Source organism: Flavobacterium sp. PS2 (assembly GCF_046250155.1).
Classification (GTDB): Bacteria; Bacteroidota; Bacteroidia; order Flavobacteriales; family Flavobacteriaceae; genus Flavobacterium.
In genome coordinates this window covers 2,119,587-2,134,840 of the sequence record NZ_CP176426.1, presented here as the reverse complement: position 1 = coordinate 2,134,840, position 15,254 = coordinate 2,119,587, and the positions used below count along the sequence as shown (strand labels likewise).

At 32.5% G+C, this 15,254-nt stretch carries 13 protein-coding genes; all 13 read right to left on the bottom strand.

Going from position 1 to position 15,254, the window contains the following annotated elements; translation table 11 throughout:
• Positions 1–266: 266 nt before the first annotated feature.
• A complete protein-coding gene (gene pgi / locus ACJ6WR_RS09125; protein ID WP_409417639.1) occupies positions 267–1,910 on the bottom strand; it encodes a glucose-6-phosphate isomerase in 1,644 nt (547 codons plus the stop codon).
• 134 nt (positions 1,911–2,044) lie between these two features.
• Positions 2,045–2,797, bottom strand: coding sequence for a hypothetical protein (locus ACJ6WR_RS09120; RefSeq protein WP_409417638.1), 753 nt, complete (start codon positions 2,795–2,797; stop codon positions 2,045–2,047).
• Positions 2,797–3,417, bottom strand: a complete 621-nt coding sequence (locus tag ACJ6WR_RS09115; RefSeq protein WP_039117967.1) for a hypothetical protein — start codon at positions 3,415–3,417, stop codon at positions 2,797–2,799. Before ACJ6WR_RS09115 ends, ACJ6WR_RS09120 begins: the two co-directional genes overlap by 1 nt.
• Before the next feature lie 35 nt (positions 3,418–3,452).
• Complete coding sequence (locus tag ACJ6WR_RS09110; protein ID WP_369827398.1) at positions 3,453–4,646, bottom strand: peptidoglycan DD-metalloendopeptidase family protein; 1,194 nt, start codon at positions 4,644–4,646, stop codon at positions 3,453–3,455.
• A 47-nt stretch (positions 4,647–4,693) separates the two neighbouring features.
• Positions 4,694–5,635, bottom strand: a complete 942-nt coding sequence (locus ACJ6WR_RS09105) for a tryptophan 2,3-dioxygenase family protein (RefSeq protein WP_039113175.1) — start codon at positions 5,633–5,635, stop codon at positions 4,694–4,696.
• Positions 5,635–6,402 carry a DUF3108 domain-containing protein gene (locus ACJ6WR_RS09100; protein WP_039113174.1) on the bottom strand — a complete coding sequence of 256 codons (768 nt, stop codon included), beginning with the start codon at positions 6,400–6,402 and terminating at the stop codon, positions 5,635–5,637. The genes ACJ6WR_RS09105 and ACJ6WR_RS09100 overlap by 1 nt, the downstream gene beginning before the upstream one ends.
• 292 nt (positions 6,403–6,694) lie before the next feature.
• Positions 6,695–7,855, bottom strand: coding sequence for a 4-hydroxyphenylpyruvate dioxygenase (gene hppD / locus ACJ6WR_RS09095; protein ID WP_039113173.1), 1,161 nt, complete (start codon positions 7,853–7,855; stop codon positions 6,695–6,697).
• 85 nt (positions 7,856–7,940) lie between these two features.
• Positions 7,941–8,303 carry a four helix bundle protein gene (locus tag ACJ6WR_RS09090; protein WP_323491147.1) on the bottom strand — a complete coding sequence of 121 codons (363 nt, stop codon included), beginning with the start codon at positions 8,301–8,303 and terminating at the stop codon, positions 7,941–7,943.
• A gap of 125 nt (positions 8,304–8,428) precedes the next feature.
• The gene (locus ACJ6WR_RS09085; protein ID WP_039113171.1) at positions 8,429–9,586 is read right to left on the bottom strand and encodes a homogentisate 1,2-dioxygenase; all 1,158 of its coding nucleotides are present in this window, start codon (positions 9,584–9,586) and stop codon (positions 8,429–8,431) included.
• Between the two features lie 256 nt (positions 9,587–9,842).
• Positions 9,843–12,212 (bottom strand): patatin-like phospholipase family protein, encoded by a 2,370-nt coding sequence (locus ACJ6WR_RS09080; protein WP_409417637.1) that lies wholly within the window; start codon positions 12,210–12,212, stop codon positions 9,843–9,845.
• 73 nt (positions 12,213–12,285) lie between these two features.
• Positions 12,286–12,786, bottom strand: a complete 501-nt coding sequence (locus ACJ6WR_RS09075; RefSeq protein ID WP_409417636.1) for an XAC2610-related protein — start codon at positions 12,784–12,786, stop codon at positions 12,286–12,288.
• Between the two features lie 4 nt (positions 12,787–12,790).
• Complete coding sequence (gene uvrC / locus ACJ6WR_RS09070) at positions 12,791–14,590, bottom strand: excinuclease ABC subunit UvrC (RefSeq protein ID WP_409417635.1); 1,800 nt, start codon at positions 14,588–14,590, stop codon at positions 12,791–12,793.
• A gap of 108 nt (positions 14,591–14,698) precedes the next feature.
• A complete protein-coding gene (locus ACJ6WR_RS09065; protein WP_052250002.1) occupies positions 14,699–15,226 on the bottom strand; it encodes a hypothetical protein in 528 nt (175 codons plus the stop codon).
• Positions 15,227–15,254 lie beyond the last annotated feature (28 nt).

Sequence of the window (15,254 nt, the reverse complement as noted above, 5' to 3'; positions counted from 1 at the left end):
TTATCAAAACGTTAAGAAAATATCGTTTTGCGTAATCTCTTGAGTATTAAAGTGATTTTGTTGATTTATACTAAGGAAAATGGCATTTTTTTAAATTTTATGGATGGTTTTTTGTTAAAATATCAAAAAATAAAATCAATAAAAAGCGAGCGTATGTTAATTTTAGATAAAGCGAATAACTTGAGGATTAGTATTATAAGAAAAAGCTTATTGATTGCCAGAATCAATAAGCTTTTTGTGGATTATGTACTATAAGTTTCTAGTTCTTACTTATTCTTCAAAAAATGATTTAATAAGAAAGAGGTTGAACTATCGTGATTTTTTACTGTTTTTGTATTGATCTCATCTAATATAGAATTGGCCAATTGTTTACCTAATTCTACTCCCCATTGGTCATAGCTAAATATATTCCAGATAAGTCCCTGAACAAATATTTTGTGCTCATATAAGGCAATTAATGAACCCAGAGATTTTGGAGTTAGTTTTTGTATTAAAATAGTATTTGTTGGTTTGTTACCAGTAAAAACTTTAAAAGGCAATAAGAATGCGGCTTTATCTGCAGCAAGTCCTTGTTTGTCAAATTCAGCCTGAACTTGTGCTGCCGTTTTTCCGTGTAATAAAGCTTCGGTTTGTGCAAAGAAGTTTGACATCAATTTATTATGATGATCTTCGTTACCATATAAAGGCTCTACATATCCAATAAAGTCTGTTGGGATTAATTTTGTCCCTTGGTGTATTAATTGGAAAAATGCGTGTTGTGAGTTTGTTCCAGGTTCTCCCCAAATAATAGTTCCTGTTTGGTAGTTAACAGGTTTTCCGTCACGACCTACACTTTTTCCGTTGCTTTCCATTGTTGCTTGTTGCAAGTACGGAGCAAGTTTTTGTAAATATTGAGTGTAAGGAATTAGTGCTTCGCTTTCGGCTCCAAAGAAATTATTATACCAAACACTTAATAAAGCTAGAATTACAGGTAAGTTTTGGTTAAATTCGGCTGATTTAAAATGTTCGTCAGTTTCATTAGCACCTTCTAATAATTGGTTGTAATTATCAAAACCAACTGCTAAGCTAATGCTTAAACCAACTGCACTCCATAAGGAGAAACGTCCACCAACCCAATCCCACATCGGGAAAACGTTGTCAGGATTAATTCCGAATTCAGTTACTTTTTGAATGTTAGTAGATACAGCAACAAAATGTTTTGCAATATCTTCTTGTGAAGCCGATTTTAAAAACCATTCTTTAATAGTTTCAGAATTGGTTAATGTTTCCTGAGTAGTAAAAGTTTTTGAAACAATTACAAATAATGTAGTTTCAGGGTTTAGTTTCTTAATAACTTCATTTACGTGATCACCATCTACATTAGAAACAAAATGTGTAGTTAAATGATTTTTGTAAAACTGTAAAGCTTCAACAGCCATAACAGGACCAAGGTCAGAACCTCCGATACCAATATTAACAATATCAGTAAAAGCTTTTCCTGTAAAACCTTTTCTTTCTCCAGCAATTACTTCATGGCTAAATTTTTTGATTTTGTTTTTTACTTCGTAAACTTCTGGAATTACATTTTCTCCGTCTACTTTTATTACAGCAGATTCTGGCGCACGTAAAGCAGTGTGTAAAACGGCTCTGTTCTCAGTTTGATTAATTATTTCACCACCAAAATATTGAGAGATCGCGTCTTTTAACCCAATAGAATTTGCCAGCTCTAATAAAAGAGAGATAGTTTCCTGATTAATATTATTTTTAGAATAATCTAGTAAAAAGTCATTCCATTGTAAATTGAATTTTTCAACACGAGTTGCATCTTGTTGAAATAATTCTTGTATCGTAGTTTCGTGAATTGTGTTATAGTGGTTTTGTAGATTTTTCCACGCTTCAGTCCCAGTTGGGTTTGTTGTGTTTAAAGCCATTTTTTTGTCTTAATTGAAAATTTGGTTATTAAAACACAAAAATACTGAAATTAGTTTTTAATAGTGTAACGCTTCACGATTATATAACAAATAGTTACGAAAACGTTTTATGTGGCTAAATACTATTATAATGATTATTGTATTTTAATTTTCTCCCATGATGCAACTAGTTTGCCTTCTATGTTGGCATCTTTAATTTCGTAATACTCAAGATTATTTTTAGATGTTTTTCTGAATAGCTTTTTAAAATCTTTGTCAATGAAATATTTATCGTTTAAAATAAAAGAGAATGATTTAATTTCTTTCCACTCAGAATCTTTTAAACTGTATATCGTAATTGCTTTGTATCTACTTGTACATGATGAATAATATTCGGCTATTTCACTTTTACCATCTTCATCAATGTCTCCAATGTTTATAATACTTGAAGGATGGCAACAATTAGAGTCGGTTAAAATTCGGGGAATGCTGTTATCTGTAAAGTAATAAGAATCTCCTTCTTCGCAATAATTCAATGCATGTAAAACAAAAACATAATCTTCTTTTTTGTCACCATTTAAATCTCCTAGATTATTAAACCCTTCATTATAATATTCATCAAACATTTTCTTTTTAAGTCTAAAAGGCAAGCATTCTTTTATTTTGCTTTCAGCTTCGTATTTTGAAATGTCTAATTTGAATTTTCTTTTTAAAATAGAATCGTTGATAAATTGTATGTCATTTGATAAAACAGAATCTTTTGATGTGCCATTCTTAACTGCGAATAATTGCCAATCATAAGAAATCTGATTGGACTCTAGGAATACTTTTTTTGTTCCAGTTTTTTCAACGTCATTTTTGCAAGATGTGATGTTTAAAATAATAATTATAAGGAGTAGTTTTTTCATCACCAAATCTTCCACCAAGGTTTTTTGTTTACTTCAATTGTTTTCTTGGCAGTATTGATTTCTATTCTTTTTGGAGATTCCGTTTTAATTTTAGAATCATCAAAGAACATTTCGCCATTGTCGTTCATCCCAATTGGAGTTTTGGTTCTTTCTTTCCAATCGTTAGTTTGTAGTTCAGGAATTAGCGGCGAGTTTCTTTTATCAATAAACTTTCCTCTTGCTTTTTCTGTAATTTCTTCTTCGAGGTTTGAAGATGAATTTTTAAATAGTGTTAATGAGTTGTCTGGAATGTTTAAAAGGAAAACCTGTGTTTTGTTATCAATTCTCTGAATATCTAATACTTTAAAATAAGCAATAGTGTCTAATAAATAGTGACCTATCTTTGCTGAATCAGGATTGAATATTGACAAATCTTTTGCGTTAGCGCTTGCAATTAAATATCTGAAATTTCCCGAAAGACCACCGCCAAGGGTACTCATGTCAGTAAATCCTTTTTCTTGAATTATCTGTCCGACTTTATAATTTGAAATTAAATCTTCGGGCAAATTTGTATCTCTGTAAAATAGTTTTAAACCCGAAAAAGTTTCATTATAAATTGCTTTAAGACGAGTGTTTTTCATTGTTCCTGTTTTTAGAGAATGTGTTTCAGTAAAAATTATATATTCCCAATACTATCCAATTCTCTCTTTAAAGGCTCTATTTGTTTCATGAAACGGGTTTTCTCATTTCCTGTTAGAGATTCTCCAGTAGGTAAATTAAGTCGAAGAGCATCTACCTGAACGCCGTTTTTCCAGAAACGATAACATACATGAGGTCCAGTTGCAAGTCCGGTGCTTCCTACTAATCCGATAGTTTGTCCTTGAGTTACACGTTGCCCGCGTTTTACTAATATTCGGGACATATGTAAGTATTGAGTAGAATAAGTACCGTTGTGTTTTACTTTTACAAAGTTTCCGTTTCCTGCTGTATATCCTGTAGCTTCTACAACTCCAGAAGCTGTGGTTGAAATAGGAGTTCCTGTTGGAGCTGCATAATCAGTTCCTTTGTGTGCTTTCCAGGTATGTTGTACCGGGTGAAACCTGTTGGCAGTAAATCTAGATGTGATTCGGCTAAATTTGATTGGTGTTTTTAAGAAGAAGTTTTTCAGTGTTTTTCCTTCGTCATCATAATATTCAACTTTTCCTGAAGTTGTGTCTCTTTCAAAAGGAAAGGCATATATAATTTTGCCTTTATATTCAAAAAATGCAGCTTCAAGTTCTTCAACACCATCATAAGTTTTGCCGTTTATAAAACGTTCTGTGAAAATTAATCCGTAGCGATCTCCTTTTTTAAGTTTGAAGAAATCGATAGACCATGAGAAAACTTTGGTGATTCGGCTTGCAAGTGCGGTTTCTACACTTTCATTTCCTAAAGTTTCTGATAAGGAGCTTTTTAAAACTCCACCTATTATTTTTCGTTTAAGAGTAACAGGTTTTACTTTTTTGTATGCTTTTGCAATACTATCGCGTAAGTCGACTACGTAGTAGCTTAATGCGTCGGGTTGATATATGAAAACTTGTAAATCGTTTGTTTTGTTTTTTGATCTAAGAAGGGTGTATGGTTTATGGTATCTAATGGTTCTTACATTAAATGAATCTTTAATTTGTTCTACAATATTATAGACTTGTTTGCTTCCAATGTTTTGTCCTTGGATAATAGTCCCAAAAGTTTCACCTTTTTCTATAGTGTCATTAACCACATTGTAGTCAGCATAATTAAACCCAAAATCAACTTTTTGTGGTTTTGGTTTGGTAATTTTAGTTTCAATTTTATCCGTTGTTTTATTACATGATATTATTAAAAATAACATTATTATAATTGCTGATACTTGTTTCAAACTCTTCTTTTTTTTATTAATTATATTTCTTTTTCATTTCCCCAGTCGGCCAATTCTTCTGCACTCCATAATTCTGGAAAAAATATCCTGCGTTGGTATTTAGGATGCATGTATTTTTGCCAATCACTTCCGCCTGTTGCTTCTCCATTTCCTTTTCCGCTTTCAAGAATGTATTTTCTGGCAGTATTTAAATGTTGCATTACCCAAGTAATATTTACGGTGTGGTCATAATGGCGCATTGCTTGAACTAATGCTGGGTTTTTTTGATCTTCTTCGGGAAGTTGTTTGAATTTTTGCCAAATATTTTTGGTCTTGTATTCTTTCATTTGTGTTAGAAATTGAGATTTGTATTTTTTCTCAAATTCTTGAAGTAAATATGATTTTTGACCTGTTTGATAATCTTTTCCGGCTGCTTGCCAGTATAAATGTTCAAAGCTAGTTTCTAGGTCGGTATTTGCATCAAAGCGGTCTTTGTATCTGCGATCTGTTAAATTAATTACATCTGTTGAGGAAAATTCGACTAATCGATATTGTGCGCTCTGAAAACCACTTGCAGGAGTTAATGTATTTCTAAATTTCATATACTGCTCGACTTCCATACCGTTTTCCATAATGCTAAATGAATTGGTTAGCATATCAAAATAACGTGTAATTCTGGAAAGGCGCTCACTAAAAAAATCAGTCTGAATATTTTCTACTTCCGAAACTTGCTCAATCTCCCAAAGAATCATCTTGAAGATTAATTCGTTTACCTGATGGTACATAATAAATACCATTTCGTCAGGAAGAGTTGTTCTTTGTATTTGAAGATTTAAAAGTGCATCAGTTTGGATGTAATCCCAATACGTAATAGGTTTTGACCAAAGCAGACCTTCTAATTGTACGTCTGTTTTTTGGTTAATAGCATGGTATTTTTTATCAATTTCTTTTAAAATTGATTCTGAATTATCAGTGATATTCATTATTTTTTTACTTTAAATGGATTTTTTAATCCTTTGAATGCGTCCAAATCGGCTTTTATAGAACCAACGGCAAGATCTGCTTTTATTCGGACAGGTAATTTATTATCGTCATCTGTTATCCAGAGTGTTACGCTTTCTTTTTCTTTAAAAACTCGTCCTGATTGTACCAATGGTTTAAAAATCATTGTCGGAACGGTTCCAAATTTAGTTGTAATATCCTCACGACCTACGAATTTTAACTTAAATTTTGTTGTTTCGTCGTCAAAAAACATGTCAATTGTTATCGATTCTCCTGATTTTAGTTTGTCTATATTAGGATGGTTCCTTAAATAGTAAAAGGAGGACATAATATCTTGTACGTTTTTACCAATAACAATTGTTTTCTCTGTCTTGTGTTTGTAATCTTTTACAAGAACACGCCCATCTTGGTTAAAGAAACCTTCTTGATTCTTGGTATAGCCGCCTTCGTCTATTTTTCGTACAAACTGATATGGGTTTCCAGTTTCTTTGTCAAAATAGCTTTCATATAAATCATCTACTTTAAAGAAAAAACGAGACATTCCAGTTGTGTAACCTTTACCCACGGCATGAAACACTTTTTTGTTGTTTACAGTAGCATCTTTTATTTCGAGTGTTGCATATCCAGCATTTATGATACCATAATGAATTCTGAATTTGAACCATTCGCCTACATCAAATGAGTCTTCTTTTTGAGTATCGAAGCTAAGTGTAAGGATTACGAATATGGAGAGGATTAGTTTTTTCATAAGATTCTTTGACAATTTATAAAATAAATGCAAATTCTATTCCAAATGTATTAAAACAAAAAAACTCAGTCAAGGAATGACTGAGTTTTTATGCTATTAACTAACCAAAAAACTATAAATTATGAAATTTATATCAATTTAGGAAGGAAACCACCCCCTCCTGTTTTGCGAGTGCAAAGATAGATATAAAGACATTAAAAATAATAGTAAAAAAGTGAGTTTAACATATCATTTGCAAAAAAAGCATCTGTTTAAAGAGGATTTTTCCACATAATGCATAAAAAATGCGTTTTTACAGCGTTCCTCGCAATTCTTGTTCTCTCTCAATCGACTCAAAAAGTGCTTTAAAGTTACCAGCACCAAATCCTTTAGCTCCCATTCTTTGAATTATTTCGAAAAATAGGGTAGGACGGTCTTGAACTGGCTTCGTGAAAATCTGTAATAGATACCCATCTTCGTCAGCGTCGACCATAATTGCTAATTTTTCAATTTCGTTGATATCTTCTTTCATCATATCCATATGAACACCTAATCTTTCAGGAATTGCCTGGTAATAAGTGTGCGGAGGGGCAGATAAAAACTCAACCCCACGCGCTTTTAATTGTGATACCGTTTTTATGATATCATCGGTTGCGATGGCAATATGCTGAATTCCTGGTCCGCCATAGAAATCTAAATATTCTTCTATTTGAGATTTTTTCTTTCCTTCGGCTGGTTCATTGATTGGGAATTTAATTCTTCCGTTTCCGTTAGACATTACTTTACTCATCAAGGCCGAATATTCTGTTGTGATTTGTTTGTCATCAAACGATAAGAAATTTACGAATCCCATAACGTCTTCGTAGAATTTTACCCATGTGTTCATTTCATTCCATCCCACATTTCCAACCATATGGTCGATATATTTTAATCCTGTTGGTTCTGGATTATAGTCTGATTTCCATTCTTTATAACCTGGTAAGAAAACACCATTATAGTTTTTTCTTTCTACAAAAATATGAACTGTTTCTCCGTAAGTGTAAATTCCAGAACGTACTACTTCTCCAAATTCATCTTTTTCGACAGTTGGTTCCATAAATGAACGTGCACCACGTTTCATAGTTTCTTCGTAAGCGCTTCTTGCATCTTCAACCCAAAGAGCGGCAACTTTTACACCATCACCATGTTTTTTAAGATGTTCGTGTATTGGTGAATCTTGTGTTAAAGGGGTTGTTAAAACAAGTCTTATTTTGTCTTGTTTTAAAACGTAAGATGCTTTATCTCTTACTCCTGTTTCTAATCCTGCATAAGCTAATGATTGGTAACCAAAAGCTGTTTTGTAATAATGTGCCGATTGTTTTGCATTTCCTACGTAGAATTCTACATAATCTGTTCCTAATAACGGAAGGAAATCTTGTGCTCCTTCAAAGATTTTTTCTAATCCGTATTCTACTGATTTTACCTGTTTCATAATTAGATAATTTGATAATGAGAAAATTAGATAATTTTTGATGTGCTAATTAAATTAATTTTCTAATTGACACATTTCTTTAATTATCTCATTTTTTCATCTTAGATGTTGATATTATTTTGTTTAAAATTTTTAAAATTTCGGATAATTCATTTAATAATCCTTTACAGTCTGGATAGCCTCTATGAGCATCACATAAGAACAACCAATATTCTGCTTCGTCTGCTTCCTTAATGGCTATTTTTAATTTATGTATAAAATCGGCTTTACTTTCTGCGTTTTGAGATTCTTTTGAATTGGCTCCAATTGATGTTCCGCTTTTTAATAACTGATTTGCAATTACGAATTTCTTTTGTTCTTGAAGTTCAGTCGTGTAATCAATTATGTTTAATGCGAAATTGAATGTTTTAATTAAAAGAGCGTTGTCTTTATATTTTTCGTTGAAAGTCATTTGTTTTAATTTGATAATTAGAAAATTCGCTAATGAGATAATTAATTTATAGGTTTAAAGTTGTAAATTAATTAAATTTTCTAATTGATTAAATTATCTAATTATCAAATTGGCACATTGACTAACTATTCCGTCCAGGATTTGTAATACTGTCCATCATCAAGACCCATTGCTTCTTCCGTGACCATAAGTGGGCGGAAAGTATCAACCATTACGGCTAATTCATGAGTTTCTTTGTGACCAATACTACGCTCCATTGCGCCTGGCGCTGGACCATGCGGAATTCCTTTTGGGTGTAAAGTGATATGACCTTGCTCAATATTATTACGACTCATAAAATCACCATCAACATAATATAGTACTTCATCAGAGTCTATATTGCTGTGATTGTATGGTGCCGGAATTGCTTTCGGGTGATAATCGTAAAGTCTTGGGCAGAATGAGCAAACGACAAAAGTTGCCGTTTCAAAAGTTTGATGTACTGGTGGCGGTTGGTGTACACGACCAGTTATAGGCTCGAAATTATGAATCGAGAATCCGTATGGGAAATTATATCCATCCCAACCCACAACATCAAAAGGATGTGTGGCATAAACCACTTCGTGAATCATGCCTTCTTTTTTGATTTTAATTAAAAAATCACCTTTTTCATCATGTGTTTCCAATTCGTTTGGCAAAATAAAATCACGCTCACAAAATGGAGAATGCTCTAAATGCTGACCTGATTGGTTTTTATAACGCTTTGGGGTATAAAAAGGAGCGAAGGATTCGACATAAAAAAGGCGGTTTTCTTCGGTCTCAAATTCTATTTGATAAATAATACCTCTCGGAATGATTAAATAATCGCCATACTCAAAAGGGATATTCCCAAGCATGGTTCTTAGTTTTCCTTTTCCTTTATGGATGAAAAGCATTTCATCGGCATCGGCATTTTTGTAGTAATATTTTCTAAGCGATTCTTTTGGAGCTGCTAAACCTATAATACAGTCTTTATTGACTAACATGGCTTTGCGGCTGTCAAGAAAATCATTTTCAGGTTTAAGTTCAAAACCTTTAAAAAGTAATGATTTTATGTTTTTTCCGATTGCAATTTTTGGTTCAACCGAATAAGAATTTAAAATTTCTTTTACTTGTGTTGGTCTGTGAACATGATAAGACAATGACGAATGTCCGTGAAAACCTTCGGTTCCAAACAATTGTTCGTAGTATAACCCTCCGTTAGGTTTTTCGAATTGGGTGTGTCTTTTTTGAGGAAAATCTCCAAGTTTATGATATAATGGCATGGCTTTTCTATTAGATAATTTTAAATTAGATAATTCGAAAAATTTGAATTGTGTGAACAGATAATTAGCTCAATATTGTGTAATTGACTAATTATCTCAATTCGGTAGTTTTATTCAGGATTTCTCTTGATAAGGAATTGAAGATACTCTAATAAACCTGTCCATTTTGTTTTCATTATAACAAATGTCGTAATTTTTATGAATCAAAATTACATATTATATTATTTATAACATAAATTTTTTCTAAAAAACTAAATTAAAACACAAAACCTATTTTAAACCATGTATAGCCTTTGGTGTTTTCAGGCGACCAGGAGTATTTTATTTCTATAGGACCTATTATTGTCTCTAAGCCATAACCTACGGCATAACCTGTGTATTTTGGTACTGAAACCCACTCGACTCCTTCAAAAATATTGTTTCCAAGGTTTGCAAAGTTGGCTGTGAAATTAATATGATTTTTTTTGAATATTTCGTAATCAAAGGTTGCTTCGGCTTTTATAAGACTGTTTCCTGCAAGACTTAAAAAGTCATATCCGTAGAAATAATTAAAATTATCTAATTTATAATAACCATATCCTCCTAAAACGTAATTGAAAAATGGTACACTTGTTTGACCAAAAGTAAGTCCTGCATTTGCTTTAAAAACTACAGTTGCTTTATTGAATATGGTTTTTGCTACACCAATTTCTGCTTTTGCAGTAGAGAAAGGTTCAAAGGCACTTGTGTAATTTGAAGAAAATAAATAAGATTGAATATTACCTGAAAAACCCCATCCTCTTTTAGGAAAATCTTTATTATCGAAGGTGTCATAATTCATATAACCAAATAAACTAAAGTAACTGCTTTTGTCTATGTTTGGATCTATAGCTGCTAAGGTCTTTGAGTGTATTTTTAAATATTTATATTCGACTCCTCCACCTATCAGGAATTTTTGGACAAAAAGTGTTTGAAAATAGGCTTGATTAGTTATGTCGAGAAAATCAACATTAACTAAATTAGGATCTGTACTTTTAAGAAGTGGACTACTTAGTTCTTGAGTTATATTTCGATTAAATTGTGTTAGTCTTGATTTGAATCCAAAGCTTATATTAAATCCGTTCTCGATATAATAGTCAAGATTGTATCTAAAATTATCTCCTAAAATGATATCCAATGAAGTAATGTCGTTTTTAAAGAGCGTTTTTCTGTGGGTAAGATTTACTAAAATTGCACTTTTGTAAAGTCCGTCATAATGCAAACCAAATTTTAGATAGGTTTGAGTTGGATTTTCTTTTAACGTTAAATTTAAGTCATCACGAGTTCCATTTGGATCTAATGAATAGGAAATTGCACTAAAGTTTTGGGTGGCATTAATATTATTGACACCTTTTAAAAGGTCACTATAAGTTATTTTCGATCCTGCTTTAAAGCGTAATTTACTTGTAATATATTCGTGAGTAAAATTTTCCAGGTGATTGCAATTTATATCTTCGATTTGCAATGTGTCTGAAGCTACTTTTAATTCAGGTTTTTTGTAATAACCTTGTTTTTCGACCAATGCTTTAATTTTTTCGTAAGTCGCAAAGGTTGCATCTTCTCCTCTTCGGATAATTTGTTCTCCTTTATCAAAAGAGATTACACCATATTCTTTAATATCTGGTTTGATATATATATCGGTATTTTTTATTTTTCTCTTCATCTTATCGATAGATTGAAGATTGGTTATTTGTACTAATATACGAGTAGCATCTTTCAGTTTTGTGCGATCTAATAAATCATCCTGAACATCTACACCTATGATTATATCTGCGCCTAGATTACGAACTTCTTTTATAGGATAATTATTTACAACTCCACCATCTACGAGTAGTTTTCCGTCTATTTCTACAGGTGAAAATAGGGAAGGGAATGCTGCGCTGGCAATCATGGCTTGCGCCAAATTTCCTTTGTTAAGCAATACTTCTTCGCCAGTTTCGATATTGGTAGCGATACATAAAAATGGTGTTGGTAGCTGATTAAAATCGCGGATGTGTCTTACGTTTCGAGTAAGGCTGCTTAGTAAATTATAGTTGTACATCCCTTTAGAAAGTGCTTCGGGAATTCCAATTTTAAAATTGCTAAAAGGTAAAATTATAGCGTATAATTCGTCGTTTCTTTTTTCGTAAAAGTTTTTAGATGATCTTGGGATGTAGTCATTTATTAAATCATCAAAATTAGTTCTCTTAAAAATTGAATCAATCTGAGATGCATTGTAACCAGATGCATAAAGTCCACCAATGATGGATCCCATACTGGTACCGCCTATATAATCGATTTTGATTCCTGCTTCTTCCAGAACTTTTAATACCCCAATATGAGCAAATCCTTTGGCTCCACCGCCACTTAATACCAAACCAATTTTTGGACGATAAGTGGGATCGTTTTTATCTTTTTTTATAGTATCCTGAGCAAATATGTTCTGAGTGAAACCTAATGTTATTAAAACAACTAATGTTTTTATGCCCCAGATGGGAATGGAAAACTGCGAGTGAAGAAAAGCTATTTTTTCTTGTAGAAAAAGAGCGACCCAAGAAGCTCCTTTTTTTGCAATAGAAAAAAAGTTTTTTAATCGAGTATTTGTAATGGACAGCTGGATGAGGCTCATAGAAATAGCTGGTTTGTTCTGTAAAAGTCGGAAATATTATCGAGCTTTATATGTCATTTTTGTTTTAATAACATTATTTCTTCAATAATATAAGGTTTTTGTTTTTGTCGAATTTCCAAACGTCAGTATGCCATCGTGCACCACCTCGACAACTTGATTGAATTGTCTTTTTCTTTTTGTTTATTTGGATGTCGCAAAACTCATCACATTCTGGTCCGAAGTTTCGAGGCATTTTTAATTGTTTAAACTGACTGCTTATTGGGTCGTAAATAAAAAGTTGAAATATGGTGTAAACTCCCATGCCGTCGTCTAGATGATAGGTGGCAAAGTCCTGATAACCATCGAAGTTGTAATCTTCAATCGCAAAATGCATTTCTCTGTCTGAAATTGAAGTTTCTATGCTATCTATAATTTGTGTTTTATTATTTTTAGAAGTGGTGATTTCTAACTTTTCGAAATCATTAACCGCTTTTATTTTTATTTGGGTGTTATCTTTTTGATTAATTTCAATATTCTTTTGACTATAACTATGGTATGAAAATAATAGAATGATGTTTAAAAGGATTATTTTCATGAGGTTATTCTTGATTGGTGTTACTGTAAAATGTTGTTATTTTTTTTGCTTTGGATGGACCTACAACATCTGCTATTTCTTTTTCGGTTGCCAGTTTTAATCGTTTAACACTTTTAAAATGTTGTATTAATGTAAGCATGGTTTTCTCACCTATTCCCGGAATACTTTCTATAGAGGAATTTAATGCGGCTTTACTACGTTTGTCCCGATGAAATGTGATTCCGAATCGGTGTGCTTCGTTTCGTAATTGCTGAATTACTTTTAGGGTTTCGGATCTTTTATCTAGATATAATGGGACTGAATCTCCAGGATAAAAGAGTTCTTCGAGACGTTTGGCGATACCTATTATTGTGATTTTACCGCGTAATCCGAGTTCGTCGATACTTTTTAAAGCCGATGATAATTGTCCTTTTCCTCCATCGATAATTATAAGTTGTGGCAGAGGTTCATTTTCATCTAATAATCTTTTGTAACGGCGATATACAATCTCGGTCATAGAGGCAAAATCATCTGGACCTTCGACGGTTTTTACATTAAAATGACGATAATCTTTTTTGCTTGGTTTTCCATCTTTAAAAACTACGCAGGCTGCAACGGGATTTGTTCCTTGTATGTTGGAGTTATCAAAACATTCTATATGACGTGGCTCAACTGGCAGGCGTAAATCTTTTTGCATTTGTGCCATAATACGCTTGGTATGACGATCGGGATCTACGATTTGTAATTGCTTGAGTTGTTCGATTCGGTAAAACTTAGCGTTTCTGATTGATAAATCGAGAATCTGTTTTTTATCGCCCAGTTGTGGAACGGTAACTTTAATGTTTTCTCCCAAATCGACTTCAAAAGGAACAATGATTTCTTTAGATAATAATTGGAAACGCTCACGCAGCTCAATTATAGCAAGTTCGAGCAATTCGGCATCGGTTTCGTCTAGTTTTTTCTTGATTTCTAAAGTATGAGAACGAATAATCGAGCCATGCGAAATTTGAAGAAAATTGACATACGCCGCGCTTTCATCCGAAACTATCGAGAACACATCGATGTTGGTAATCTTAGGATTTATAATAGTCGATCTGGATTGATAATTTTCCAGAACTTCTATTTTTTCTTTTATTTTTTGTGCTTCTTCAAATCGTAAATCTTGCGCCAATTGGGTCATATGGCGCTTAAAATCTTTCATGCTTTCTTTAAAATTTCCTTTTAGAATTTCGCGAATAGCATCGATTTGTTTTTGGTAATCTTCTAGTGTTTGTAGTCCTTCGCACGGACCTTTGCAATTACCAATATGATACTCTAAACATACTTTAAACTTACCACTATCAATGTTTGATTTACTTAAATCGAAATTACAGGTTCTAAGCGGATATAGCTCTTTTATAAGATCGAGGATTGTATGTACGGTTTTAAAACTGGTATATGGACCAAAATATTCTGAACCATCTTTGACCATTCTGCGTGTAGAAAAAATACGCGAAAAAGGTTCTCTTTTTATGCAAATCCAAGGATAACTTTTATCATCACGCAACAATACATTGTAGCGTGGTTGTAGGGTTTTTATAAGGTTGTTTTCTAATAAAAGCGCATCGGTTTCGGTAGGAACAACAATGTGTTTTATAGTTACAATTTTCTTTACCAAAACATTGGTTTTGGCAGTATCATGAATTTTATTGAAATAAGATGAAACTCTTTTCTTTAAATTTTTGGCTTTGCCTACATATAATATTTTTCCATCTTTATCATAATATTGATATACGCCAGGATTATCTGGTAAAGTTTGGATTTGAAGTTCGAGAGGAGTCTGCATACAACAAATTTAAACTTTTGAGTTTGAATTTTATAATTCTTTTGAGTTTCTTCCAAAAAAAGAGCCCGTTTTTTTATAGAAAACGGGCTCTTTTTTTATTTGGAATTTTTATTTAATTGTAAAGTATTCGGTTTGTAGTAAATGCGTTCTTTCATCAAATGAGAAGTCTACATATTTTGCATCGTCTTTTTTAATAGAAACCTCTAAACTGCTTCTTCCGATTTCTTTTTTATCGGCATCAAAAGCTTTTAAAACTAGATTTCCTTTAAAATCTTTTTTAGCAATTAAGTAAATTGTTACTTTCTTTTGTTTATCAGTATCTGCTCCGTATATTTTTTCGGCTTTGCATTCCTCAAAGTTTGCTTTAAAAGTGGGTTCAGAAATCACTTTAGAGGTGTTGATGCTTTCGCTCATTCCTGAATTTATTCCTTTTATAACATCTCCAATTCCTTTAGATGCGCTTTTGGCGGCGTCTTTTCCTTGTTCTTGGAGTGCTTTTCCTGCACCTTCTATTAATTTAGATTTTACAGCAACTGCTTCGTTTCCGTCAGCTTCTGCTTCTTTCATTTTCTCTTCTTTACTCATGCAGGAAACCAGAAGGGTTAATGCGCCAAATAAAACTGCTATTTTTTTCATTTTAAATTTTGATGTGGTTAGTTGGTTA

Bases quoted from the DNA above. Each gene is read 5' to 3' on its own strand.
- ACJ6WR_RS09065 (WP_052250002.1), bottom strand. From the start codon at position 15,226: ATGAAAAAAATAGCAGTTTTATTTGGCGCATTAACCCTTCTGGTTTCC.
- ACJ6WR_RS09090 (WP_323491147.1), bottom strand. From the start codon at position 8,303: ATGACTTTCAACGAAAAATATAAAGACAACGCTCTTTTAATTAAAACA.
- ACJ6WR_RS09075 (WP_409417636.1), bottom strand. From the start codon at position 12,786: ATGAAAATAATCCTTTTAAACATCATTCTATTATTTTCATACCATAGT.
- ACJ6WR_RS09080 (WP_409417637.1), bottom strand. From the start codon at position 12,212: ATGAGCCTCATCCAGCTGTCCATTACAAATACTCGATTAAAAAACTTT.
- uvrC (WP_409417635.1), bottom strand. From the start codon at position 14,590: ATGCAGACTCCTCTCGAACTTCAAATCCAAACTTTACCAGATAATCCT.
- ACJ6WR_RS09120 (WP_409417638.1), bottom strand. From the start codon at position 2,797: ATGAAAAAACTACTCCTTATAATTATTATTTTAAACATCACATCTTGC.
- ACJ6WR_RS09115 (WP_039117967.1), bottom strand. From the start codon at position 3,417: ATGAAAAACACTCGTCTTAAAGCAATTTATAATGAAACTTTTTCGGGT.
- ACJ6WR_RS09085 (WP_039113171.1), bottom strand. From the start codon at position 9,586: ATGCCATTATATCATAAACTTGGAGATTTTCCTCAAAAAAGACACACC.
- ACJ6WR_RS09100 (WP_039113174.1), bottom strand. From the start codon at position 6,402: ATGAAAAAACTAATCCTCTCCATATTCGTAATCCTTACACTTAGCTTC.
- ACJ6WR_RS09110 (WP_369827398.1), bottom strand. From the start codon at position 4,646: ATGTTATTTTTAATAATATCATGTAATAAAACAACGGATAAAATTGAA.
- ACJ6WR_RS09105 (WP_039113175.1), bottom strand. From the start codon at position 5,635: ATGAATATCACTGATAATTCAGAATCAATTTTAAAAGAAATTGATAAA.
- pgi (WP_409417639.1), bottom strand. From the start codon at position 1,910: ATGGCTTTAAACACAACAAACCCAACTGGGACTGAAGCGTGGAAAAAT.